Consider the following 22915-nt stretch of genomic DNA (forward strand, 5'->3'; position numbering starts at 1 on the left):
ATGGCCGGCGATTGCACGGCCGGCCAATCGGCCGCTTGTGGCTGGCTGGACGGCCGCTCATTCGACCGTCACCGTCTTGGCGAGGTTCCGCGGCTGGTCGACGTCGCAGCCGCGGTGCACCGCCACATCGTAGGCGAGGAGCTGGAGCGGGATCACGGCGGCCACGGGCTCCAGCCACGACGAAACCGCGGGAACGGCAATGACGGCATCACAGAGCGACGCAAGCTCGGCGTCGCCTTCGGTCACGATGCCGGTGACGGGGCCGCCGCGCGCCTGGATTTGCTCGATGTTGGAGACCATCTTCGCGCGCAAGGCGTGACGCGTCGCGATGGCGATGGTGGGGAACGCGGGTTCGATGAGCGCGATGGGGCCGTGCTTCATCTCGCCCGCGGCGTACCCCTCGGCGTGGATGTAGGACACCTCCTTGAGCTTCAGTGCGCCTTCCATCGCCACGGGAAACGCGAGGCCGCGGCCGAGGAACAGGACGTGCTGGGCCTGCGCGTGGCGGAGCGCGGTTTTCCGGAAGGCATCGCGCTGCGCGATGATGCCGGCCACCGCCCGCGGCAGGTGCGCGAGCTCGGCGAGGTGCGCCGCGAGGTCACCCTGGCTGAGCCGGCCTTTCGCCTGGGCGATGCGGAGCGCGAGGAGGTAGAGGGCGACGACCGCAGCGGTGAAGCACTTCGTGCTCGCGACGCCCCGTTCGAGCCCGGCGCGGGTGTAGACCGTCCCGTCGGCGACGCGGGTCGTTTGGGCGCCCTCGGTGTTGCAGATGGTGATTTGGAGGGCACCGGCCTGGCGGGCGACGGCCATCGCCTCGAGCACATCCACGGTTTCGCCGGACTGGGAGACGCTGATGACGAGCGTGCGGTCATCGAGCACCGGGTCGCGGTAGCGGAATTCTGAGGCGTTATCGGACCACGCGGGGACACGGGCGAACGCTTCGATGTAGCGTTGGCCGATCATCGCCGCGTGGAGGCTCGTCCCCATGCCGATGAGAACGACGCGTTCGATGCTCGCGAGCCGCTCGGCCGCAGGGCCGAGGTCGTCGAAGTAGAGCGCGGGCGGGTCGAGGGTTGCGAGGCTCCAAATGGTGTCTGCGATGGCCTCGGGCTGCTCGTGAATTTCCTTGAGCATGAAGTGGGGGTACTGGCCTTTGAGCGCGGTCACCGGGTCGATCGGGATGCGCTTCCGCTGGAGGGCGACCGGGTCGCCGGTGACGGTCTTCGCTTCGGCGCCTGCCGCCGTGATGCGCGCGACCTGGCCGTCGGCGAGGAATGCGACCTCCTGCGTGATGGGGAGGACGGCTGCGAGGTCGCTTGCGACGACCGTTTCGTCCGGGCCGAAGCCGATGACGACGCCGCCGGCGTTGCCGAGGCGGGCCGCGGCGAGGGTGCCCGGCTCGTCGAGGCTCATGGCGACGATCGCCTGCGAGCCTTCGACCCTGCCGGCGGCGCGCCGGAGCGCTTCGAAGATGTCGGCGCCGGCGCGGACTTCCTCTTCGATGAGGTGGGCGACGGTTTCGGTATCGGTTTCGCTGCGGAAGGTGTGGCCGCGCGCGGCGAGCTCCTCACGCAGCGACGCGTAGTTTTCGACGATGCCGTTGTGGATGACGACGACCCGCCCGTCGCAGGAGGCGTGGGGGTGCGCGTTCTGGTCGCTCGGCCGGCCGTGAGTGGCCCAGCGAGTATGGCCGATGCCGACGGTCCCCGCCGGCGCGGGGCCGAGCGCCTGTTCGAGGTTGGCGATTTTGCCCTGCTTCTTGGTGATCGCGAGGCTGTTGCCGTCGAGGACGGCGATACCGGCCGAATCGTACCCCCGGTACTCGAGGTCTTTGAGCGCCCGGAGGAGGATGGGCACAGCGGGCCGGTGCCCGGCGTACCCGATGATGCCGCACATGGTGAACGATGCTCCTTCCCGGCAGGCATCCCTGCCGCAGGGGGCACGCAGCACCGGCTTTCGGCACCGGCGGAGCGGTGCGGTCGAGCGGTGGAGTCAGACTGGAGCAAGGGAGAACGGGTGGGGAACCCGTGCACGGGGCGCGCTTTTGTCACCCGGTTGCCCGGCGTGGTTTGTGCGTCGCCTGCGGCTGTGCAGCCGGGGGGCCATCCGCCGAATGGTTCGATACTGCCCCCGCCTCGTCATCCGCGCGTGGCGCGCGGACCTGGCGCTTCTGGTTTGCTGCTCCCTGCGTGCCAAGGACGAACCTGGTGTTTCGGTTTCCCGTGCACCTCCTGTCGCGGGGGTCGGGTCGAGTGTCCGGTGAAGCGGGCGGCCCGTCAACTTTCGGCGCGGGGGATGCCGGCGAACCCGAGGAAGTCATCCTCCCATTCGAGGACCGCGCGGATGACGCGGGCATCGACGGGGTAAGGCCGCGCGACGATGCCGCGGCGGTCGAACTCCTCCGCGAGCGCGCTGGCGATGACGTCGAGCGGCGCGGTGTGGAGGCCGAGTTCGCGCTCGGTTTCGAGGATGAGTTCGATGAGTTCGCCCTGGAGCTGGATGCCCTCGTCCTGGAGCTGCTCCCAGACCCATTCGGCGCACTCGGTGAACAGCTGACCCTGGAGACGCCCGGTGAGCGGCACGGCGCACGTCCTCGTTTTCGGTTTTCGTTAGGCTTCGGCGGCCCGCCGGATACGGTCAAGCGGCGGGAGCTTCGGCGCAGCGAGGCCGGCCTCAGAGCGAAGGCGTTTGAGGCGCTGCACGTTCTTCCGGTCGGGCCCCTCGCCTTCGAAGCCCGGCACTTCGAGCAGGAACGGGACCTCGGCGAAGGCGGGATGGCCGATGATGGTGCGGAAGCCCGCCAGCCCGAGGTGGCCTTCGCCGATGTTCTCGTGGCGGTCACGGAAGGTGCCGATCGGCAGCTTCGTGTCGTTCGCGTGCACCGCGACGAGGCGGCTGAGCCCGAGCTCGCGGTCGAATTCTTCGAGGGCGGCTTCGAGACCGGAGGGCGTGGCGATGTCGTAGCCCATCGCATAGGCGTGGCAGGTGTCGATGCAGACGCCGACACGCGGGGGGCTGCCCATCGCCCGGACGATGGCGCCAAGTTCCGCGAATTTGCCGCCGATGCAGTTCCCCTGGCCGGCGTTGTTCTCGAGGATGAGGAGCGCCGGGTTGGCGGGGTCGTCCTCGAGGACGGCGGTCAGCATCCCGGCGATGCGCTCGATCATCGCCCGGTCGAAGCCGGCGCCGAGGTGGCTTCCGACGTGGAAGATGGTGCCGATGATGCCCATCCGGCCCGCGTACCGGTGGTAGGCGAGGAGCGAAGCCTGTGATTTTTCGAGGATGGCCGGGTCCTGGCTGCCGAAGTTCATCAGGTAGACGCCGTGGAAGAAGACCGGCATGGCGGCGGCCTCCCGGACGCGGTTGAAGCGGGCGATTTGCTCGTCGGTGAGGGCCGGGAGCTTCCACTGCTGGGGGGCGCTGATGAAGAGCTGGACTGCCTCGGCGCCGATGGCGCGCGCGCGTTCGAAGACGAGGTGCGGCCCGCCAGCGCTGGAGACGTGCGCGCCGATTCTCACGGGGCGGCCTCCGCCGCGCGGGCAATGCCGGAGATGGCGGGCAGCGGCCCGATCTTGCCGACCCGCAGGTCATCGACCGCGAAACCCGCGGCCTCGATGGCCTCGAGCGTGTCGCGGTTGGGGTGGCAGCCGCCGCCGACGCGGGACCAGAGCGGCGTGATGGCGCCGAGGACCGCGCGGCCGGCCCGGCCGCGGGCGTTGACGTGCTCCCAGAAGACGAAGCGACCGCCGGGCCTGAGCACGCGGCGAATCTCCCGCAGGGCAGCGGCCGGGTCGGGGATGGTGCAGAGCACGAGGGTGCCGATGACCGTGTCGAAGCTCGCATCGGGGAAGTCGAGCGCCTGGGCGTCGCCGTCGCGGAGGTCGAGCTCGCGGCCCGCCGGGCGGTGATGTTCGGCGCGCTCGCGCATGTAGGGGTCGGGTTCGATGCCGACATAATCCACGTCGGCCGGCAGGTGCGGCCAGTTGGAGCCGACGCCGTAGCCGATTTCGAGCACGCGGCCGGTCGCCTGGCCGGCGAGGCGGGCACGCAGGCGGCGCTCGCGGGCGCTTTCGTGGCGGGAGAGCCAGTCCCAGGCGGCGGCGAAGCGGCGGTGTCCGGCGGATGACGGCATCGGTGGCGGTCCTCGGGTTCGTTGACAGGATGGTGCGGCCTCACCAAGATCCCGCGCAACCGGGGAGGGGGCAGGGATGTTTCCGAACGCGCCGCACACCGGGCTGCCGCTCTCGGGACTGGTCGTCCTCGATTGCACTATCTGGCAGCAGGGAACCTATGCGACGGCGATGCTCGCCGACTTCGGCGCCGACGTCATCAAGATCGAAGGCCCGGATGCGCCGGATCCCGGGCGCGGCCTGAGCGAGGCCTACTTCGAAAGCCATAACCGGAACAAGCGGGGCATCGTCGTCGACCTGAAGCACCCGGAGGGCCGGGAGACCGTGCTGCGGCTGGCGGAGCGGGCGGACGTCTTCGTGCAGAACATGCGGCAGGGCGTGATGGAGCGGCTCGGGCTCGGCTACGAGGACCTCCGGGCGCGCAACCCGGCGATCATCTACGCGACGGCCAGCGGGTACGGTTCGAAGGGGCCGCACGCCCGGTGGCCGGCGATGGACATCCTCGGGCAGGCGCGCGGCGGAACGATGATGATGCAGGGGCCGCCCGACCAGCCGCCGGTGTTTTCGTTCGGCGGGATGGCGGACCAGGTCGGCGCGATATCGCTCAGCTATGGCATCCTGCTGGCGCTCATCCACCGGGCGCGGACCGGCGAAGGGCAGCACGTGGAAGCGTCGCTGCTCGGCGGGCAGGTGATGCTCCAGTCGTTCAACATCACGGGGACGCTCTTCACCGGGCAGGTGCCGCCGCGGCGGGCCCGGGAGGACGCCGCGCCGCTCTGGAACGTCTACTGCTGCCGCGACGGCGGCTGGATCGCGCTGAGCATGGCCCAGCTGAGCCGCTGGTGGGTTCCGCTGTGCGAGGCGCTGGGCCGGCCTGACCTGCGCGACGACCCCCGATTCAACGCGCTCCCGGCCCACATGGAGCACCGGGCGGAGCTCATCGCCGAGCTGGACCGCATCTTCGCCGGGCGGGACCAGTGGGAGTGGGTGGAATACCTCTGCGGGCAGGGGCTGCCAGTCGCCCCGGTGCAGGACTACGCCCAGCTGATTCGCGACCCGCAGGTGGTGGCGAATGGCTACATCGCGGAGTACGAGCACCGTTCCGGGGAGCGCCGCAAGATGGTCGGGCCGGCGGTTCAGCTGGGCGCCACGCCCGGGTCGATTCGCCGGGGCGCGCCGGAATTCGATGAGCACACCGAGGAGGTGCTGCTCGAGTTCGGGTTCGGCTGGGACGAGGTCGAGCGGCTGCGGAGCGCCGGCGCCATCGGGTCGCGCGGCTGACCGGTTGACATCCGTCCCCCGGTCCCTGAGGATAGGGGGGTACCCTATTGGAGGTTCGATGACCCCGGAAGTCCGACGGCAGGCGCTGCGCCGCATCAAGATCATCGCCGGGCAGGTCGCCGCGCTCGAGAAGCAGCTCGAGGAGGACCGCTATTGCATGGACATCCTCGACCTCTCGCTTTCGATCCAGCGCGCGCTCCGCAGCCTCGATGCGCTCGTGCTCGACGGGCACCTGAAGACGCACGTGCTCGAGATGATCAAGGGCGGCGAGGAGGAGAAGGCAATCGCCGAACTGCAGCGGCTGTACCGGACCCAGGGGCCCAGCGAACCCTGACCATCACGACATAAGGAGCGTCATCATGGCCCAGGTCATCGAACTCAGCATCACCGGGATGACGTGCGACCACTGCGTGAACGCTGTGACGGCGGCGCTGAAGGCCGTCCCCGGCGTGAGTGACGCGGTCGTCAGCCTCGCCGAGAAGTCGGCGAAGGTGACGGGCGAGGGGCTCGACACCGCGAAGCTCATCGAAGCCGTCAAAGAAGAGGGGTACGAAGCCGCGGCCCGCTGACGGGCTGAGCGCGGCAGGAGGCCCGGCCATGGCAACTGGCACGGAGGAACGAGCCGTCACGCTAAGCGTGAGCGGCATGACGTGCGCGTCATGCGTACGCCGCGTCGAACGGGCGCTGAGTAAAGTCGAGGGCGTCGAAACGGCGAGCGTGAACTTCGCGGCGGAGACGGCGCGGGTGACGCTCGGCGGCCCGGTCCCGGTCGAGGACCTGATCGCCGCCGTCGAGAAGGCCGGCTACCGCGCGGCGCCCGTGACCGCCGGGGAGCGGCGCGACCTCTCGGAAGAGGCGCGCGCCAGCCTCGTTCGCCTGCTCGCCGCATCGGTGTTCGCCGTCCCCGCGGTCCTCCTGGCCATGGCGATGGACATCGCCGGGCTCCATCTCTTCGGCAGCCCCGCGCTGCACGGGTGGGTGGTGCTCGCGCTCGCGACGCCGGTCCAGGTCGGCCTCGGCTGGCGGTTCTACCGCGGCGCGTGGGCGAGCCTCCGCCAGCTCAACCCGAACATGGACGTGCTGGTGGCCCTCGGCACGTCGGTCGCCTACCTCTACAGCGCCTGGGTGGTGGTCACCGGCCGGCACGACACGCACATGTACTTCGACGTGAGCGTGGCGGTGCTGCTGTTCATCTCGATGGGGAAGTACTTCGAGGAGACCTCGAAGGGGGCCGCCTCGCAGGCGATCCGGGCGCTGCTGGCGCAGGCGCCTGCGACCGCCACCGTGCTCCGCGACGGCGCGGAAGTCGAGCTGCCGGTCGAGCAGGTCCGGGTCGGCGACCGCATCGTGGTCCGCCCCGGGCAGCGGGTGCCGGTCGACGGCGTGGTGGTCGACGGCGCGAGCACGGTCGACGAGTCGATGCTGACCGGTGAGTCCGTCCCCGTGGAGCGGAAGCCGGGCGACGCGGTCATCGGCGGCTCGCTCAACCGGAACGGCATGATGGTCATCGAAGCGACGGCGGTCGGCGCCGACGCCGCGCTGCAGCGGATGGTGCGGCTCGTCGAAGAGGCGCAGGGCTCGAAGGCGCCGGTCGAGCGGCTGGTCGACCGCGTCGCCGCGGTGTTCGTGCCGGTCGTCATCGTGATCGCGCTGACGACGTTCCTCGCCTGGGGCTGGGCGGCAGGCGACTGGCAGCAGGGGATGACGGCGGCCGTTGCCGTCCTCGTCATCGCCTGCCCGTGCGCGCTCGGCCTCGCGACGCCGACGGCGATCATGGTCGGTACGGGCCTCGGCGCCAGCCGCGGCATCCTCATCCGGAACGCGGGCGTGCTCGAGCGGACGCGGAAGCTCGATGTCGTCGTGCTCGACAAGACGGGGACGCTCACCGCCGGGCGCCCGGTGGTCGCGGACGTCGTGCCGGTCGGGACGCTTCCGCGCGACGAACTGCTGCGGCTGGCGGCCGCGGCAGAGTCGCCGAGCGAGCACCCGCTGAGCCGCGCGGTGGTCGATGCGGCCGCCGACGCCGGCATCGAACCGCCGGCGGCAACGCAGTTCGAAGCCCTGACGGCGCGGGGCGTGCAGGCGATGGTCGAGGGCCGCCTGGTGCAGGTGGGCAACCGGGCGATGTTCGAGGAACTCGGGTTCGCGCTGGACTCGCTGAGCGAGGCGATCGCCACCCTCGAGTCGCAGGGCCGGACGGTCGCGGTCGTCGCGGTCGATGGAACAGTGGCGGGCCTGCTCGGTCTCTTCGACGAGGTGAAGCCGAACGCAGCGCGCGCCGTCGCGGCCCTCCATCGGCTCGGCCTCCGGGTGGTGATGCTGACGGGCGACAATGAGCGCGCCGCGGCAGCGGTGGCGGCGCAGGTGGGCATCCGCGAATTCCGGGCCGGGATGCGGCCGGAGGAGAAGCTCGCGTACGTCCGCGAGCTGCAGGCGCAGGGGCTCGCGGTGGCGATGGCGGGCGACGGCATCAACGACGCGCCGGCGCTGGCGCAGGCCGACGTCGGGATTGCGATGAGCAACGGGACCGATGTCGCCATCGAAACCGGCGACGTCACGCTGCTGCACGGCGACGTGGCGAAGATCGCGGAAGCGATCGCCCTCTCGCGGCAGACGCTGACGACGATCAAGCAGAACCTTGCCTGGGCTTTCGGCTACAACGTCGTGGCGCTGCCGGTCGCGGCGCTCGGGCTGCTCAATCCCCTCTTCGCGGGCGCAGCGATGGCGCTCAGCTCGGTGAGCGTGATGGCCAACAGCCTGCGGCTGCGGACGAAGGCCCGGGCGCTCGCGCGCGCCGCCGGGAACGAGTACACCGCGCCCGTCGAGGGCGTGCTCCGCGCGAGCCGCGGGCCGGTCATCGCGATAGCCGCGGCCTTCGTCCTCCTCATCGTGCCGCTCGTCGTGTTCACCGGCATCGACCGGGGCTGGTTCGGCAACGCCGGGACCGGTTCGGAAAGCCACGCCAGCCCGCACCAGTGAGGCCCGGCGCGGGGAGCCGATTGTAAAATCATCGCAAATGCTATTGACGTGATGAATCGTCTGTCCGGTAACATCCGGCTGCGGACACGGCACGGTTCGCGGAAAGGAGCACGATTTCCGTGAATGACCCAGGCAGACAGACAGACAGACAGACACACGTCCAGCGCTCTCGACTGACCGCCGCCCTTCTCGCCGCCGTCGCCGGGCTGGGACTTACTGGCCTGGCAGCGGCCATGACGGTCAACACTGACTCGTGGAACTGCCCCTGGTCTGGGACGACCAACTGGCAGGGCGTTGGCGCTGTCGCAAGTACGGCTGCGTCGTCCTGCGCGGTGGTGACGACCGTCCAGTTGAGCTACCAGTATGGCGGGAACTGGTACGCGAACTCGTACAAGTACGGCTCGACATACGTGAGCGACAGCACAGGCCTCGCGATCAGCGAGGCGTTCACCCGCCACCAGATCGGCGTTGCCGGTTACGGGTGGGGACAGGAGGAGTACACATGGATTCCCTGACGCGGTGCTTCGCCGACCGGAGCATCATGACCATCGCCGTTTCCGGACTGGCTGCTCTCGCGATGGCCTTCGCCGCCGGGACCCTGTCGACCGCCGACGGCCGCGCGACCGATGCCGCCGTGATTCCTGCTGGCGAACGGCACTGGGTGCTCGAGGGAGCGCCTGCGGAGCAGCAGGGCGCCCTCGCGGACCTCGAGGTGGCGCGGGAGGAGTACGTCGCCGCCATCGAGGCCGAGCGGAAGTGCCTGACCGACCAGGGCATTTGGGTCTCCGATACCTGGTGGGAAGACAACCAGCTGCGCTACACCTTTGGCGGGGTGCCATCCCGCGAGCAGGCGGCCTCCGTCTTCGAGGTCTACCGCGCCTGCCATGCGACCTACGCGCGGAACGTCGCGACCGGCTGGGCGATCGGGTCGGCGCCCGCGCAGCCCTAGCCGGGGCGCGACCGCGAGCGGGGCGGGCCGCCGCCGGGTGCCGACGCACGGCGGCCTGCTCCGCTCACGCCGCGTTCACTGGCCCGCTGATAGACTGAGGACATGAAGCGTGCGAACACCCGGCCGGTCCGGGCCGGTACGGTCATCATCGGCGGGGGGAACCCGATCGTCGTCCAGTCGATGTGCGCCACGCGGACGACGGACATCGAGGCGACGGCAGCACAGGCGAAGATGCTGCACGAAGCGGGCGCCGGCCTGGTCCGCATCGCGGTCGACAGCGCGAAGGACGTCGCTGCTCTCGCTGAAATTCGCGCCCGGGTGCCGGAGGCGAACCTCGTCGTCGACCTGCAGGAGACCTACCGGCTCATCACGCAGGTCGCGCCGCACGTCAACAAGGTGCGGTACAACCCGGGCCACCTCCACCACCACGAAAAGCAGAAGACCGTCCGGGAGAAGGTGGCGTTCATCGCCGAGACGGCGGCCCGCCACGACCTTGCCGTGCGGGTCGGTGTGAACTGCGGCTCGGTCGACCCGGAGATGGACGCGAAGTTCGAAGGCGCGGACCCGCCGGGCCTCGAGGGCGTCACGGCGATGGTCGAGAGCGCGCTCGAGCACTGCGGCATCCTCGACGACCTGGGGTTCGACCGGTACGTCGTCTCGCTGAAGGATTCCGACCCCCGGAAGGTCATCGAGGCGAACGTGCGGTTCGCGGCGATTCGTCCTGAGGTGCCGCTCCACCTCGGCGTGACGGAGGCGGGGATGCTGCCGGACGGCGCGATCAAGACGCGCATCGCGTTTGAGCAGCTCCTGTCGCGCGGCATCGGGGACACGATCCGGGTGTCGCTGACGCTGCCGTTCGCGGAGAAGTGGCGCGAAGTGGAGGTCGGGCGGCAGATCATCGCTGATGTCGAGGCCGGCCGATTCCGGTCGGTTCCGCAATTCCTCGAGGGCGGGCTGAACATCATCAGCTGCCCGAGCTGCAGCCGCGTGGAGAACGAGGCGTTCGTCGACCTCGCTTTCAAAGTGAAGGAGATGACCGCCTACGCGAAGGAGTACGACATCACCATCGCGGTGATGGGCTGCCGGGTGAACGGCCCGGGCGAGACCGACGACGCGGACCTCGGCCTCTGGTGCGCGCCGACGTTCGTCAACCTGAAGAAGGGCGAGCAGGAGCTGGGCGCGTTCCCCTACGACACGGTCCTCGACCGCCTGAAGGAAGAGCTCGACCGTCTCATCGAGGAGAAGAAGGCGGCCACCTCGAGAACCTGATGGTTCGGCGGCGCCGGTTCCTGTAAGCTCCGCGCGATGACGACGGGCACGGTGACGGCGATTGCGCGCTACCCCGTGAAGTCGATGCGCGGTGAGCAGCTGGAGCGGGCGCGCCTCGGATTCCACGGCATTCCGCTCGACCGGGCGTTCGCGTTCGTCCAGGACGGCGTGGTCAGCCCGTTTCCGTGGTTCACCGGCCGCGAATGCCCGCAGCTGCTCCAGTGCACCCCCGCAGTCATCGCGGGTGCGGCCGAGTGGCCATCCGGGCCGTGGCCGAGGGTCGAGGTCACCGTGCCGGGCGGCTCGGTCCTGCCGCTCGAGAGCCCGGAGCTCGCCGGGCTGCTCGCGTCATGGTCGGGCAGGCAGGTGCGGTTGCACGTCGACTACCGCGGCAGCCAGGACGTCGCGTACGTTTCCCTGATTTCGACGGCGACCATCCGGGCCATCGCGCAAGCTGCGGGCGTCCCTGCCGACCACCGGCGCTTCCGCATGAACCTGGTCGTCGACATCGGTGATGAGCCGTTCGCCGAGCTGGCATGGGTGGGGAGCCAGGTGCGGGTCGGGGGAACGACGCTGGCCGTCCACGAGCCGGACCGGCGCTGCCAGATGATCACGCTGGACCCCGAGACGGGCGAACCGAACCCCGCGGTGCTGAAGCAGCTGGGCCGGCTCAGCCGGGAGGTCTGCGCCGGCGTGTACTGCTCGGTGCTCGTCCCGGGCGAGGTGCGGGTCGGCGACTCCCTTTCGCCTGTCTAGGGCGCCGAGGCTGCGGCCCTGGGCGGCTTCGAGCGCACAGGAAGCAACAACGAGGCCCGCATCTGCGGGCCTGCGGATGTCGATGGTGGAGACGCGGGAGAGTCGAACTCCCGGTCCAGTGAAGGTCGGCTCCGGATTGTCCTACAGGCTTTCCCACCGATGAGGGTCTCGCCGGGTGACTGCAGTGGTGGTCCCCACGTCACCCGGCCAGCCGAGCAATCTTTCGCGGGCGGTATCGGCGTCGGCCCGCGGCAGCCTGGCTTTGGTGACGCCCTACCCCGGCGCTACCAGGCCGGGCCCCGGGGAGGACGGCTCCGCACTAAGCGGCGAGAGCGAGTTGGCGAGTGTTGCCGTTTATTTTTGGCCGCCTGATTTACGAGGGTGACAGCCAACCTCGGCCTGCTATCCGGCTACCTGGCTTCCTGTCGATTCCTTTCGTCCCCGTGATGCCATGAGTATAGCACACCCGTTCGGGGCGGCGCGCCTAGCGGACGGAGCGCTTGAGGGCTTCGGCGGCGGCGCGCTCCTGCTCGCGCTGCTTCACGGCTTCGCGCTTGTCATAACTCTTCCTCCCGCGCCCGACGCCGAGCTCGACCTTCGCTTTGCCGCGCTTGAAGTACATGGAGAGCGGGATGAGGGTGAGGCCCTTCTGGTCGACCATCTGGGCGATGCGGCGAATCTCCTTCTTGTGGAGGAGGAGCTTGCGGTCGCGGGTCGGGTCGTGCGCGGCGTAACCGGCGTTCGCATAGGGCGCGATGTGGGCGCCGATGAGCCACGCCTCGCCGTCTTTGATGCGCGCGTAGGCGCCCTGGAACTGGACCTTGTGGTCGCGCACGGATTTGATTTCGCTCCCGGTCAGGACGATGCCGGCCTCGAACCGGGCGAGGATCTCGTAGTCGTGCCGGGCGCGGCGGTTCTGGGCGATGGTGGCGTCGGACATGGCGGAAAGGGAGCGGGCCCATCGCCATCGGATGGGCCCGCAGCTCGTGGTGCCAGTGTACCGCGGGGTCAGTTCCCGCGCAGGAGGTCGATGGCGCGGAAGAGCTGGATGTCGCCCTGCGCGACATAATCGTCGTAGGTCATGGGGACTTCGATATCGGGCTTCACGCCGAGCCCCTCGATCTGGTCGCCGCGCGGGGTGAGCCAGCGGCCGACGGAGATGTAGAGCGCGCCGCAGCCCTTCGGGTCGCCGCAGCTCTTCAGCTCCTGCAGCTGGTTGACGGTGCCCTTGCCGAAGCTGCGCGTGCCGATGATGGTCGCCCGGCCGTTGTCGCGGAGCGCAGCGGCGAAGACCTCGGCGCCGGAGGCGCTGCCCTGGTCCTGCAGGATGACGACCGGGATGTTCGTCAGGATGCCTCCCCGGCGGGCGCTCCAGCTCTGCGTGCGACCGTCGGCGTCGACTTCGGACAGGATGACGCCCTGGTTCAGGAATTCGTCGACGACATCGACGGTCGCCTGGAGCAGGCCGCCGGGGTTCCCGCGGACGTCCACGATGAGGCCTTTGTACCCTTTGCTCTCGACGTCCTTCAGCTTCGTGCGGAGCTCATCGAGCGTCCGGTCGTGGAACTGGGTGATGGCGACGTACGCGACGTCGGTGACCTCGTTGCCGTTCCGGTCGACGAGCTTCGTCCCACTTTCGCCGGGGATGACCTCGAGGTTCGGCTCGAGGAAGACGCTCTCGAGCGGGATGTTGCCGCGGGTGATGGTGATCGTTTCGATGGTGCCGTCGGTGTGCTTCACCTTGAGCGTGACCTGGGTCCCCGACGGCCCGCGGATGACCTGGACGGCCTGCGTCTGGGTCCAGCCTTCGGTCGACACGCCGTCGACCTCGAGGATGATGTCGCCGGGGCGGATGCCGGCCTTTTCGGCGGGCGAATCGCGGAACGGCGCGACGATGGTGATGGCGCCGCCGCGGTCGGAGACGGTGGCGCCGATGCCGTCATAACTGGAGGAGAGATTCAGCGCGCCGGCCTGGAGTTCGGCGGGGGTGAGGTATTCGGTATGGGAATCGTTGAGGGAGCGGATGATGCCGTCGATGGCCGCCTGGCGGAGCGTTTCAGGGTCGAGAGCCGCCTTGTCGACGTAGCGCGTCTCGAGCAGGTTGACGATTTCGTCGATGATGGCCGCTCCGACGGTGTCGCGGGAGGCGGCAGCATTGCCGCCCGGCTGCTGGGCAGCGGGGGCCGCGTCATCCGATATGAGCCCGTGGACCGCCCAGCCGAGCCCGAAGGAGAGCGTGAGCATGCTGAGGAGGAGGAAAACGGCGACTGCTGCGCGGGCGAGCTGTTCGCCGCCGCCGTGGCGGGCCGTGTCGCGTGGCAGATCCATGAGCGTCCTTTGCGCGGCCGGGCGCGGGGTTGTCCCGAGTGTACAGGCGTGATTCCCGGGCCTTCAATTTGGCGATTACCGGGGGTTTACGCGGCCGGGTGGAAGGCGCCCGTCCCGGTTCGTATCGATCTTCGCACTATCCATGTTATGTGTGGCGAAGACGCCCGGAACGGGCCTCCCGGGGCACCCCGACCGCCCCCGCGGCGCGCTTATGTCTCGGGTTGTCACCGAAGCACCACTCCGGTGTCACGGGGCGCTCGTTGTTCTGTCACCCGGCGGACCTGAACAATCGGCGCAGCCGCCCGACAACAAAGGCACGAACGGTTTCAAATCGGGGGAACCGCCAGGCCGGGGGCGCTGCCGGCACCTTTCGCCGGCGCGGCCCGGAGTTCGGGGAAGTGGCAGCAACGGGGGAGAACGAACATGCAGTGGCCGTCCGCCTACGATGAGCAGCCCGGGGAAGACCGCCAGGAAACGCCGAACCGGCTGTCGCTGGAAGAACAGCAGCGCCTCGTGATGCAGTACGCCCCGCTGGTGCGCCGGGTCGCCCGGACGCTCCCGCTCGAGATTCCGGGGCTCCTGGAGTTCGAAGACGCGGTCGGCTACGGCACGTGCGGCCTGGTCGAGGCGGTGCGGCGGTACGACCCCTCGAAGGGGACGAATTTCCACGCCTACGCCGTCCAGCGCATCCGGGGCGCGATGATTGACGCCTTCCGCCGCATGGACCGCCTCAGCCGGACGATGCGCCAGAAGGCGCGCGATGTGCAGCGCGCACAGTCGGAGCTGGAGGTCCTGCTCGGGCGCACGCCGACCGACGCCGAGACCGCGGAGCACATGGGCGTCTCGGTCGAGCAGTACCGGGAGGCAACCTCACAGTCGCGCTGGGTCACGGTGTCGCTCGACCGGATGCTCGAGCGCGACGACGACGGCGACTCGTTCCCGGCGGCCGAGATGCCGACGGCGGAGGAGGACCTCGATTTCACGCGGACGTTCGAGGAGAAGGAGCTGTACGAAGACCTCGCGCGGTCGGTCGCCCAGCTTCCCGAACGGGAGCGGCTGGTCATCAGCCTGTATTATGTCGAGCGATTGACGATGCGGGACATCGCGGCGGTGCTCCAGGTTTCGGAGACGCGCGTGAGCCAGCTGCACGCCCAGGCGGTGAAGCGGCTGCGGCGCTCGCTCCTGCGCGACGTCGCCTGACCCTGCCGGGTTCTCCAGAACAGTTCCCGCGGCCGGGGCATCACCTGCCCGGCCGCGGTTCTTTTGTCTCGTGCTCGAGACCGGCGCAGGGTGGCGGGTCGGGTGCGAAACGGTTCCTCCTTCACCGCCCGGACCCCTATTAGACCGGCGCAGCCTGCCGAAGATAGAGAGTGAGCCCGTGTCGCGCGGTCGATGCCATCGGCCATCGGCGCGCGCGGGAAGCGGCACCGGCTCGAGAACGAAGGACGGCACAGGCGGGCCAGCGCGCCCGGCGGTGCCCTGGGGGTGATGCAATGGCGGACCGCTTCAATGACGGCTTCCGAAGCCAGGTCGCGTTCGTGACGCACACGCGCGACTACCGCTCGGCTGATGTGCTCCCGTCGCTGGCGCGCCACGGTTTCACGACGACGGAGCGGCCGCACGACCGCGAGACCGAGCGGCTGCTGGCGCAGTTCGACCCGGACCTGGTCGTGCTCGCCATCGATCCGCGCCACGATGACGATATCGCGCTCGTCCGGCAGGTGGCGCGCGCCTGCAAGGCGAACATCATCGTCGTCGCGCCCGGGCCGCATCCGCACGGACTGAGCCTCGCCCTCGAAGCCGGCGCTGACGTCTGCGTCCGCGACACCGACGGCGCGGAGATGTTCAACGCGCAGCTGGGGGCGATGCTCCGGCGCCGGACGGCGGCGCAGGCCGAGCCTGAGGAGGACGACGGCCCGAGCACGATTACGGTCCGCGACCTCGTGCTGGACTTCGACCGCTGCCAGGCCGTCCGCAACGGCGAGACGATCCCGCTCACGCCGACCGAGTTCAAGATCCTCGCTTACCTGGCGAAGAACGCCGGCAAGGTGGTCAGCCCGGTCGAAATCCTGCGCGCCGTGCAGGATTACACCTACTCTGAGCGCGAAGCGCAGGAGATCGTGAAGGTCTACATCCGCCGGATTCGCCGGAAGGTGGAGCACGACCCGGCAGAGCCAAGCTACATCGTCAATGTGCGCGGCTTCGGGTACATGCTCGAGCGGCGGAGCAACCGGCGCGATGCCGCGCGGTCGGTGGAGGCTGCCTGAGCGGCCCGGCAATCCCGCGACCGTCAACGAAACCGACAGCCCCGGCAGGAACCTGCCGGGGCTGTTATGTCGTATCCTGGCGTAGAGCCGGTCAGGCGATCGTCACGCCCTCGCAGCGGTAGACGTCCTGGATGGCGTTGAGCAGGGCGATGCCTTCGTTCATCGGCCGCTGGAAGGCCTTCCGGCCGGAGATGAGGCCCATGCCGCCCGCGCGCTTGTTGATGACGGCGGTCTTCACGGCCTCCTTCAGGTCGCTTTCGCCGGCGCTGGCGCCGCCCGAGTTGATGAGGCCGACGCGACCCATGTAGCCGTTCGCAACCTGGTAGCGGGTGAGGTCGATCGGGTGGTCGGTCGTGAGCTTCGTGTACATCCGCTCGTCGAACTTGCCGTAGCTGCCCTTCTGGTTGAGGGCCCGGTAGCCGCCGTTCTGCTCCGGCAGCTTCTGCTTCACGATATCGGCCTGGATCGTGACGCCGAGGTGGTTCGCCTGGCCGGTCAGGTCGGCGGAGGTCTCGTGGTTGACGCCGTCGACCTTGAAGCCGGGATTGCGGAGGTAGCACCAGAGGACGGTCGCCATGCCGAGCTCGTGCGCATAGGCGAACGCTTCGGAGACTTCGACGATCTGGCGGGCGCTCTCCTCGGACCCGAAGTAGATGGTCGCGCCGACGGCCGCCGCGCCGAGGTTCCACGCCTCCTTGATGGTGCCGAACATGATCTGGTCGTACTTGTTCGGGTAGGTCAGGAGCTCGTTGTGGTTGATCTTGACGATGAAGGGGATGCGGTGCGCGTACTTGCGGGCCACGGCGCCGAGCACGCCGAAGGTCGAGGCGACCGCGTTACAGCCGCCTTCGAGCGCGAGGAGGACGATGTTCTCGGGGTCGAAGTAAGCGGGGTTCTTGGCGAACGACGCGCCGCCGGAGTGCTCGATGCCCTGGTCGACCGGGAGGATGGAGACGTAGCCGGTGCCGGCGAGGCGGCCGTGGCCGAGGATCGCCTGCAGATTGCGGAGCACCTGCGGGGAGCGGTCGGACTGGGCCCAGACGCGGGTCACGAAATCGGGTCCGGGGAGGTGGAGGCTTTCCGCCGGGATGCCTTCGCAGCGGTGCTCGAGCAGAGAGGAGGCTTCGTCGCCGAGAATGTCGGCGATGTCGCCGAGGGAGAGTTCGCGGGTGGGGCGTTCAGCGAGAACCATCGTTGCGCCTCGATTCGGGATGGGCGGCTCCGCGCCGCCACGGGGATGATACCGCGGCCGCCCCGAGCGGTCGTGGCCCCCTATTCGTTCAGAGGATTTCTTTACCTTCGCTTCGGTTTCGGTGCGGTACGGTGAAAGAAATCGGCAACGACGAAGGAGGGTCGGCGATGCGCGTGCTGGTCGTCGAGGACGAAGAGGCCATCGCGGGAGCGATCGAGCGGGGCCTCGTGAAGCAGGGGTACGACGTCGACGTGGCCCGGGACGGCGCCGAGGCGCTGGAGATGGCCGCGGAAACGAATTATGACGTGATCTGCCTCGACCTGAACCTGCCGCGCGTGGACGGCATCGAAGTCTGCCGGCGGCTGCGGGAGGACCGGTTCTCGGGCGGCATCATCATGCTGACGGCGCGGAGCTCCATCCGGGAGCGGATCGAGGGGCTCGACCAGGGCGCCGACGACTACCTCGTCAAGCCGTTCGCCTTCAGCGAGCTGGCGGCCCGGATCCGGGCGATCACCCGGCGGGAAGGGTCGATGCGCGAGCCCGTCATCGAAACGCGCGGGCTGGAGCTGGACCCGAATACGAACCGCTGCCGGCGGGCGGGCAAGGAGATCCACCTGACGCCGAAGGAGTTCGCGCTCCTCTACTACCTGGCGCGGAACGAGGGCCGGGCGGTCCCGCAAGAAGAGCTGCTGGAAAACATCTGGGACGAGCACGCCAACCCCTTCACCCAGACGGTCAAGGTGCACATGAACAACCTGCGCCGCAAACTGAATGAAGGATTCGAGGAACAGCTGATCGAGACGATCCGCGGAAAGGGCTACGTCCTCTAGGGTGCGCATGCCGCCGTTCTTCCGGAGCATCCGCTTCCGGCTCACGGTCTGGTACTCCAGCCTGCTGCTGGTTTTCGGCGTCGCCTTCGTCGTCGCGCTGAACCTCGCCGTGCGGTTCGACCAGCCGCGCGTCTTCGAACTGTCGCGCTCCAACGACGTGGTGTACACGCCAGTCCGGACCGGCCCAGCGCAGGCGATCGTGGTGCCGATCGAGACCGAAACGTACAGCCTGCGCGAAGTGGAAGACGGCATCTACTCGCACAGCCTCGACCGGCTGCAGTACTGGTCGCTCGTTTCGGTGCTGGGCCTCGCGATCGCGTCGGGCATCGGCGGGTATGTTCTTTCCGGCGTCCTGCTCCGGCCGGTGCGGGACATCACGGAGGCGGCCTCCGAAATCAGCGCAACGAACCTGAGCCGCCGCATCAACTACCAGGGGCCGCGCGACGAGCTGTGGGCGCTGGCCGACACCTTCGACTCGATGATCGGGCGGCTGGAAGCCTCGTTCGAACGGCAGCGGCAATTCGTGCAGGACGCCTCGCACGAGCTGAGGACGCCGCTCGCGGCCATTCGAACGAACATCGAGGTGACCGAGATGGACCCGGACGCCTCGCTCGAGGAGTACCGCGAGCTCGTCGCGACCATCAAGAGCCAGACGGAGCGGCTGACGCGCCTGAGCGAAGACCTGCTGCTCCTCACGAACGACGACGGCGCTCGGGTGGAGCGCGAAGAGGTCGACCTGGCATCGCTGGCTGCCGACGTCATCGCGGAGCTGCAGCCGCTCGCCGCCCAGCGCGGCGTCGCCCTCCGCCGCGACGTGCGGGAGCCGGCGGAGGCGGTTGCCAGCCCCGACTTGCTGCACCGGTGCGTCCTGAACCTCGTCGATAACGCCATCAAGTACTCGGGCGAAGGCTCCACGGTCACCGTCCGCGTGGCGGACGCTGGCAAGGCGGCCCGGGTGGAAGTCGAGGACAACGGCCCGGGCATCCCGCCGGAGGCGCTGCCGCACATCTTCGACCGCTTCTACCGGGTGGATAAGGGGCGGAGCCGGCGGGAAGGCGGCACGGGGCTCGGCCTCGCCATCGTGAAGGAGCTCATCGGGGCGATGGGCGGCAGCGTGGGCGTGCGGTCGGAACCGGGCGCCGGGAGTACGTTCTGGATCGAGCTGCCGAAGGCGCTGGAACCGTCCGATTCGCCGGCACCGGCTCCGCGGGGCGGTGCGCTCGCGTGGGAGCCGGGACGGCAGGCTTGACCGGGCCATCGGCCCTTCGTAGGGTCGAACGGGGGACCGCCGGTAAGCCACCGTACCGCCCCTCCACGGGAGTCGTGGCCTACTGGAGGCAGGAGGAGATGACGGCGTGACGCAGCTACTCGATCGGATTGACAGCCCGCGCGACCTCCGTGGGCTCACGTACGACCAGCTCGAGGCGCTGGCCGCCGAGATTCGGCAATTCCTGGTCCAGACGGTCGACGGCATCGGCGGCGGCGGCCATCTCGCCTCCAACCTCGGCGTCGTCGAACTGACGATCGCACTGCACCGGCTTTTCGATTCGCCGAAGGACAAGATCGTCTGGGACGTCAGCCACCAGGTGTACGTCCACAAGATCCTCACGGGCCGGAAGGACCGGATGGCGACCATCCGCCAGTTCGGCGGGCTGAGCGGATTCGCCGACCGGAAGGAGAGCGAGCACGACGTCTTCGGCGCCGGCCACGCCGGGACCTCGATCTCGGCGGCGGTCGGCATGGCGGTCGCGCGCGACTTCAAAGGCGAGGACTTCTACGCCATCGCGGTCATCGGCGACGGCGCGATGACGTGCGGCATGGCGCTCGAGGCGATGAACCACGCCGGCCATCTCGGCCTGCACCGGCTCATCGTCATCCTGAACGACAACGCGATGTCGATCTCGCCGAACGTCGGCGCGCTGAGCCGGAACGTCAACAAGCTTCGCGTCGACCCGCTTTACCGCAACGCCAAGCGGGAGATCGGTGAACTGGTCGAGCATCTGCCCCTCGGCCGGCAGGTCTGGGAGGGCGCGAAGCGGGTGAAGGCGAGCCTGCGCGACCTGCTCGTGCCGGCCAGCTTCTGGGAGCAGTTCGGCTTCGAGTATTACGGCCCGATCGACGGCCACGACATCCGGGAGCTCGAAGCGACGCTGCGGGCGATCAAAAAGGTCGAAGGCAAGCCGGTGCTCCTGCACGTGCTCACAGAGAAGGGGCACGGCGTGCCGGAGGCGGCGGCCGACCCCATCAAGAGCCACAGCGGCACCTACTGGCTGAAGAAGTCGGACCCTGCGGCGCCGGCACCAAAGCCGACCTACAGCCAGGTGTTCGCGCAGGCGGTGCAGGAGCTGATCGAGTCGGACCCGCGGGTGGTCGCCATCACGGCGGCGATGCTCGAGGGAACGGGCCTCGCACCGGTCCATACGAAACACCCGGACCGCGTGTTCGATGTGGCCATCGCAGAGCAGCACGCGGTGACGTTCGCTGCGGGGCTCGCGACCCAGGGCATCCGACCCATCGCGGCGATCTACAGCACGTTCCTGCAGCGCGGGTATGACTCCGTGGTGCACGACGTGGTGGTGCAGAACCTGCCGGTCGTGTTCGCGATGGACCGGGCGGGGTTCGTCGGGGACGACGGGAAGACGCACCAGGGCTTCATCGATATCAGCTACCTGCGCTGCCTGCCGAACATGGTCGTGAGCGCGCCGAAGGACGAGCGGGAGCTGCGCGACCTGCTCTATACCGGGGTCCACCACGAGGGCCCGTTCGCGGTCCGCTACCCGCGCGGGAGCGGACCCGGCGCGCCGACGGATTTGCCGATGGAGCGCATCCCGGTCGGGAAAGGGGAGCTGCTCCGGGCCGGCCGCGACATCGCGCTCGTGGGCTTCGGCGCGCCGGTGACCGAGTGCCTCAAGGCGGCGAGCCTGCTCGAGGCCGACGGCATCGACGCAGCGGTCATCAACGCGCGGTTCGCCAAGCCGCTCGATGCCGAGCTGCTGCTGGAGGCGGCCCGCACGACCGCCGGCATCATCACCGCGGAGGAGAACGTCCGGGCCGGCGGTTTCGGCGACGCGGTGCTCGAACTGCTCGCCGACCACTGCCTCGCTGACCGGTACCTCGGCGCGCTGGCCATGCCGGACGCGATCGTCGACCACGGGCCGCAGGCGACGATGCGCCACCTGCACCGGCTCGATGCCGAGGGCATCGCGGCCGCGGCGCGGGAGGCTCTGGCGGTCCGGGGCTGGTCGGCCCCGGCCCCGGCCGACCTCGCCCGGGCATGAGCCTGCCGCCGGAGTTCCAGGGCGGGCTGCCGCTCATCGAAGACGCGCTGCGGCGCGCCCTGGCGGATGGGCCGGCTGATCTGGTCCGCTTGTCCCGTTATGTCATGGGATGGGAAGACGCCGACGGGCGGGCGGCAGCCGGCGGCGGGAAGCGGCTGCGACCGCTGATGTGCCTCGAGGTCGCGGCTGCGGCTGGAGCCCAGCCCGAGCAGGCGCTGCCTGGCGCCACCGCTGTCGAGCTGGTCCACAACTTTTCGCTCGTCCACGACGACATCCAGGATGGCGATGCACTCCGCCACGGCCGGCCGACGGCGTGGCGCATCGTCGGAGAGCCGCAGGCGATCAACCTGGGCAACTTCCTCTACACGCGGGGCCTGCGCCAGCTGGCCGACAGCCGCCTGCCGGGCGCGCCGCTGGCGCTCGCGATCCTGTTCGAGGCCGTCGAGCGGATGGTCGCGGGGCAATGGGCGGACATCGCCTTCGAAGCCCGCGACGACGTGACCGAGCAGGAATACCTTGCGATGGTCGAGGGCAAGACCGGCGCGCTGCTCGGCGCGGCGGCCGGCATCGGGGCGGCACTGGCAGGCGCTCCGCGTGAGACGGTCGAACGGTTTCGCGCGTGGGGCGAACGGCTCGGGCTGGCGTTCCAGGTCCAGGACGACTACCTCGGCGCGTGGGGCGACGCGGCGGCAACTGGGAAGTCGACCTCCAGCGACATCACGCGCCGGAAGAAGACGCTGCCAGTCGTGTTCGCCCTGGCATCCGGCCGGAGCCGCGACGCGCTGCGGACGCTCTACCGCGATGCGCCGGCTTCTGACGGCGACACGGCGAGGGTGCTCGAGCTGCTTGAGGAAAGCGGCGCCCGGGAGCATACGCGGGCGCTCGCCCGGCGGTTTTCGGCAGAGGCAGACGCGCTGCTCACGGACATCGCGATCGCTGAGGGCGCTCGGGAGCGGCTCAGGGCGTTCGCCCGCTTCATCGCGGAGCGTGACCGCTAGCCCCTGCCCTGCGACGATCGCCCGGTGACCCGACCGGGGCGCGGAGGCCGGAGATGTTCGAAAACGTGCGCGAAGACATCCGCCAGGCGGTGACGTGGCACGCGGTGCCACTGGTCCGCCGGTGGCTCGGGCCGCGCGCGGAAGCTGCCGCCAGCATCATCCTCTCGCCCGAGGCGCAGGTCGTGCTCATCTACCGGCTGCAGGCGTGGCTGCGGCGGCGCGGGATTCCGCTGCTGCCGAACCTGTGCCGCCGGCTGACGATGCTGCTCGCCGGCGTCTCCATAGGCGACCGGGTGGAAATCGGGCCGGGGCTGCTGCTCAACCACGGCCACGTGGTCATCGACGGGACGACGCGCATCGGGCCGTTCTGCTCCATCGCCCCGTTCGTCACGATCGGGCTGAACACGGGCGGCCCGGATGTCTCGCTCGATGGGCCGACCATCGGGCGGTTCGTCTTCATCGGGACGGGCGCGAAGATCCTCGGGCCGGTAACGGTCGGCGACAACGCGCGCATCGGCGCGAACGCGGTGGTCATCTCGGACGTGCCGGCGAACGCGACGGCGGTGGGTGTGCCGGCACGGGTCATCGCGCACGAATACCCCCTCGGGCCCGCGAAAACGGAGCGCCCCGGGGGCTGAGCCGCGGGGCGCCGTTCGAA

Annotated in this window: 22 protein-coding genes and 1 other RNA gene; 15 read left to right on the forward strand and 8 right to left on the reverse strand. The window is 69.5% G+C overall.

Translation table 11 applies throughout. The features are described 5' to 3' along the window. Positions 1–57: 57 nt before the first annotated feature. From glmS to N2041_RS02995, 4 genes are all read right to left on the reverse strand, one after another. Entirely contained in the window at positions 58–1896 is a 1839-nt protein-coding gene (gene glmS, locus N2041_RS02980; RefSeq protein ID WP_297675658.1) for a glutamine--fructose-6-phosphate transaminase (isomerizing), read from the reverse strand. Between the two features lie 380 nt (positions 1897–2276). Beyond that, positions 2277–2582 (reverse strand): hypothetical protein, encoded by a 306-nt coding sequence (locus tag N2041_RS02985; RefSeq protein WP_297675660.1) that lies wholly within the window; start codon positions 2580–2582, stop codon positions 2277–2279. A gap of 27 nt (positions 2583–2609) precedes the next feature. Next, a complete protein-coding gene (locus N2041_RS02990) occupies positions 2610–3518 on the reverse strand; it encodes a deoxyribonuclease IV (RefSeq protein WP_297675662.1) in 909 nt (302 codons plus the stop codon). Continuing rightward, positions 3515–4132: a class I SAM-dependent methyltransferase gene (locus tag N2041_RS02995; RefSeq protein ID WP_297675663.1), complete on the reverse strand. Its 618-nt coding sequence runs from the start codon at positions 4130–4132 to the stop codon at positions 3515–3517. Before N2041_RS02995 ends, N2041_RS02990 begins: the two co-directional genes overlap by 4 nt. A 76-nt stretch (positions 4133–4208) precedes the next feature. On the opposite strand from N2041_RS02995, the gene N2041_RS03000 reads away from it, so the two are divergent. The 8 genes from N2041_RS03000 to N2041_RS03035 all read left to right on the forward strand — a co-directional run bounded on the left by N2041_RS03000 (position 4209) and on the right by N2041_RS03035 (position 11364). Continuing rightward, positions 4209–5411, forward strand: coding sequence for a CoA transferase (locus N2041_RS03000; RefSeq protein ID WP_297675665.1), 1203 nt, complete (start codon positions 4209–4211; stop codon positions 5409–5411). Positions 5412–5469: 58 nt separating this feature from the next. Beyond that, positions 5470–5745 (forward strand): metal-sensing transcriptional repressor, encoded by a 276-nt coding sequence (locus N2041_RS03005; protein WP_297675667.1) that lies wholly within the window; start codon positions 5470–5472, stop codon positions 5743–5745. Between the two features lie 25 nt (positions 5746–5770). Then, positions 5771–5980 (forward strand): heavy metal-associated domain-containing protein, encoded by a 210-nt coding sequence (locus N2041_RS03010; protein ID WP_297675669.1) that lies wholly within the window; start codon positions 5771–5773, stop codon positions 5978–5980. Between the two features lie 28 nt (positions 5981–6008). Then, positions 6009–8390 carry a cation-translocating P-type ATPase gene (locus N2041_RS03015; protein ID WP_297675671.1) on the forward strand — a complete coding sequence of 794 codons (2382 nt, stop codon included), beginning with the start codon at positions 6009–6011 and terminating at the stop codon, positions 8388–8390. A gap of 119 nt (positions 8391–8509) precedes the next feature. Continuing rightward, positions 8510–8905, forward strand: coding sequence for a hypothetical protein (locus tag N2041_RS03020; protein ID WP_297675673.1), 396 nt, complete (start codon positions 8510–8512; stop codon positions 8903–8905). After that, positions 8893–9339 (forward strand): hypothetical protein, encoded by a 447-nt coding sequence (locus N2041_RS03025; RefSeq protein ID WP_297675675.1) that lies wholly within the window; start codon positions 8893–8895, stop codon positions 9337–9339. Before N2041_RS03020 ends, N2041_RS03025 begins: the two co-directional genes overlap by 13 nt. Positions 9340–9441: 102 nt before the next feature. Then, on the forward strand, positions 9442–10608 hold the full coding sequence (gene ispG / locus N2041_RS03030; RefSeq protein ID WP_297675677.1) for a (E)-4-hydroxy-3-methylbut-2-enyl-diphosphate synthase: 1167 nt from the start codon (positions 9442–9444) through the stop codon (positions 10606–10608). Positions 10609–10644: 36 nt separating this feature from the next. Next, positions 10645–11364 (forward strand): MOSC domain-containing protein, encoded by a 720-nt coding sequence (locus tag N2041_RS03035; protein ID WP_297675679.1) that lies wholly within the window; start codon positions 10645–10647, stop codon positions 11362–11364. Positions 11365–11447: 83 nt separating this feature from the next. Here N2041_RS03035 and ssrA read toward each other — a convergent pair. From ssrA to N2041_RS03050, 3 genes are all read right to left on the reverse strand, one after another. Further along, positions 11448–11807: a transfer-messenger RNA gene (gene ssrA, locus N2041_RS03040) on the reverse strand. 41 nt (positions 11808–11848) lie between these two features. Then, positions 11849–12304 carry an SsrA-binding protein SmpB gene (smpB, locus tag N2041_RS03045; protein ID WP_297675681.1) on the reverse strand — a complete coding sequence of 152 codons (456 nt, stop codon included), beginning with the start codon at positions 12302–12304 and terminating at the stop codon, positions 11849–11851. 68 nt (positions 12305–12372) lie between these two features. Beyond that, positions 12373–13692, reverse strand: coding sequence for a S41 family peptidase (locus N2041_RS03050; RefSeq protein WP_297675683.1), 1320 nt, complete (start codon positions 13690–13692; stop codon positions 12373–12375). Between the two features lie 423 nt (positions 13693–14115). On the opposite strand from N2041_RS03050, the gene N2041_RS03055 reads away from it, so the two are divergent. Together N2041_RS03055 and N2041_RS03060 are read left to right on the forward strand one after the other, a co-directional pair. Beyond that, positions 14116–14892: a sigma-70 family RNA polymerase sigma factor gene (locus N2041_RS03055; RefSeq protein WP_297675685.1), complete on the forward strand. Its 777-nt coding sequence runs from the start codon at positions 14116–14118 to the stop codon at positions 14890–14892. Positions 14893–15185: 293 nt separating this feature from the next. Further along, positions 15186–15959, forward strand: coding sequence for a response regulator transcription factor (locus N2041_RS03060; RefSeq protein WP_297675686.1), 774 nt, complete (start codon positions 15186–15188; stop codon positions 15957–15959). 91 nt (positions 15960–16050) lie between these two features. Here N2041_RS03060 and N2041_RS03065 read toward each other — a convergent pair whose 3' ends face one another. Continuing rightward, on the reverse strand, positions 16051–17151 hold the full coding sequence (locus tag N2041_RS03065; protein ID WP_297675688.1) for a class I fructose-bisphosphate aldolase: 1101 nt from the start codon (positions 17149–17151) through the stop codon (positions 16051–16053). 167 nt (positions 17152–17318) lie between these two features. Here N2041_RS03065 and N2041_RS03070 point away from each other — a divergent pair, with 167 nt between their 5' ends. The 5 genes from N2041_RS03070 to N2041_RS03090 all read left to right on the forward strand — a co-directional run bounded on the left by N2041_RS03070 (position 17319) and on the right by N2041_RS03090 (position 22895). Further along, entirely contained in the window at positions 17319–17981 is a 663-nt protein-coding gene (locus N2041_RS03070) for a response regulator transcription factor (protein ID WP_297675689.1), read from the forward strand. A gap of 7 nt (positions 17982–17988) precedes the next feature. Then, a complete protein-coding gene (locus N2041_RS03075; protein ID WP_297675691.1) occupies positions 17989–19230 on the forward strand; it encodes an ATP-binding protein in 1242 nt (413 codons plus the stop codon). A 106-nt stretch (positions 19231–19336) separates the two neighbouring features. Continuing rightward, complete coding sequence (gene dxs, locus N2041_RS03080; RefSeq protein WP_297675693.1) at positions 19337–21259, forward strand: 1-deoxy-D-xylulose-5-phosphate synthase; 1923 nt, start codon at positions 19337–19339, stop codon at positions 21257–21259. Beyond that, positions 21256–22257 (forward strand): polyprenyl synthetase family protein, encoded by a 1002-nt coding sequence (locus tag N2041_RS03085; RefSeq protein ID WP_297675695.1) that lies wholly within the window; start codon positions 21256–21258, stop codon positions 22255–22257. Before dxs ends, N2041_RS03085 begins: the two co-directional genes overlap by 4 nt. Before the next feature lie 53 nt (positions 22258–22310). Further along, complete coding sequence (locus N2041_RS03090; protein WP_297675696.1) at positions 22311–22895, forward strand: hypothetical protein; 585 nt, start codon at positions 22311–22313, stop codon at positions 22893–22895. Positions 22896–22915: the final 20 nt, after the last annotated feature.

This window comes from Tepidiforma sp. (genome assembly GCF_026419595.1).
GTDB lineage: Bacteria > Chloroflexota > Dehalococcoidia > Tepidiformales > Tepidiformaceae > Tepidiforma.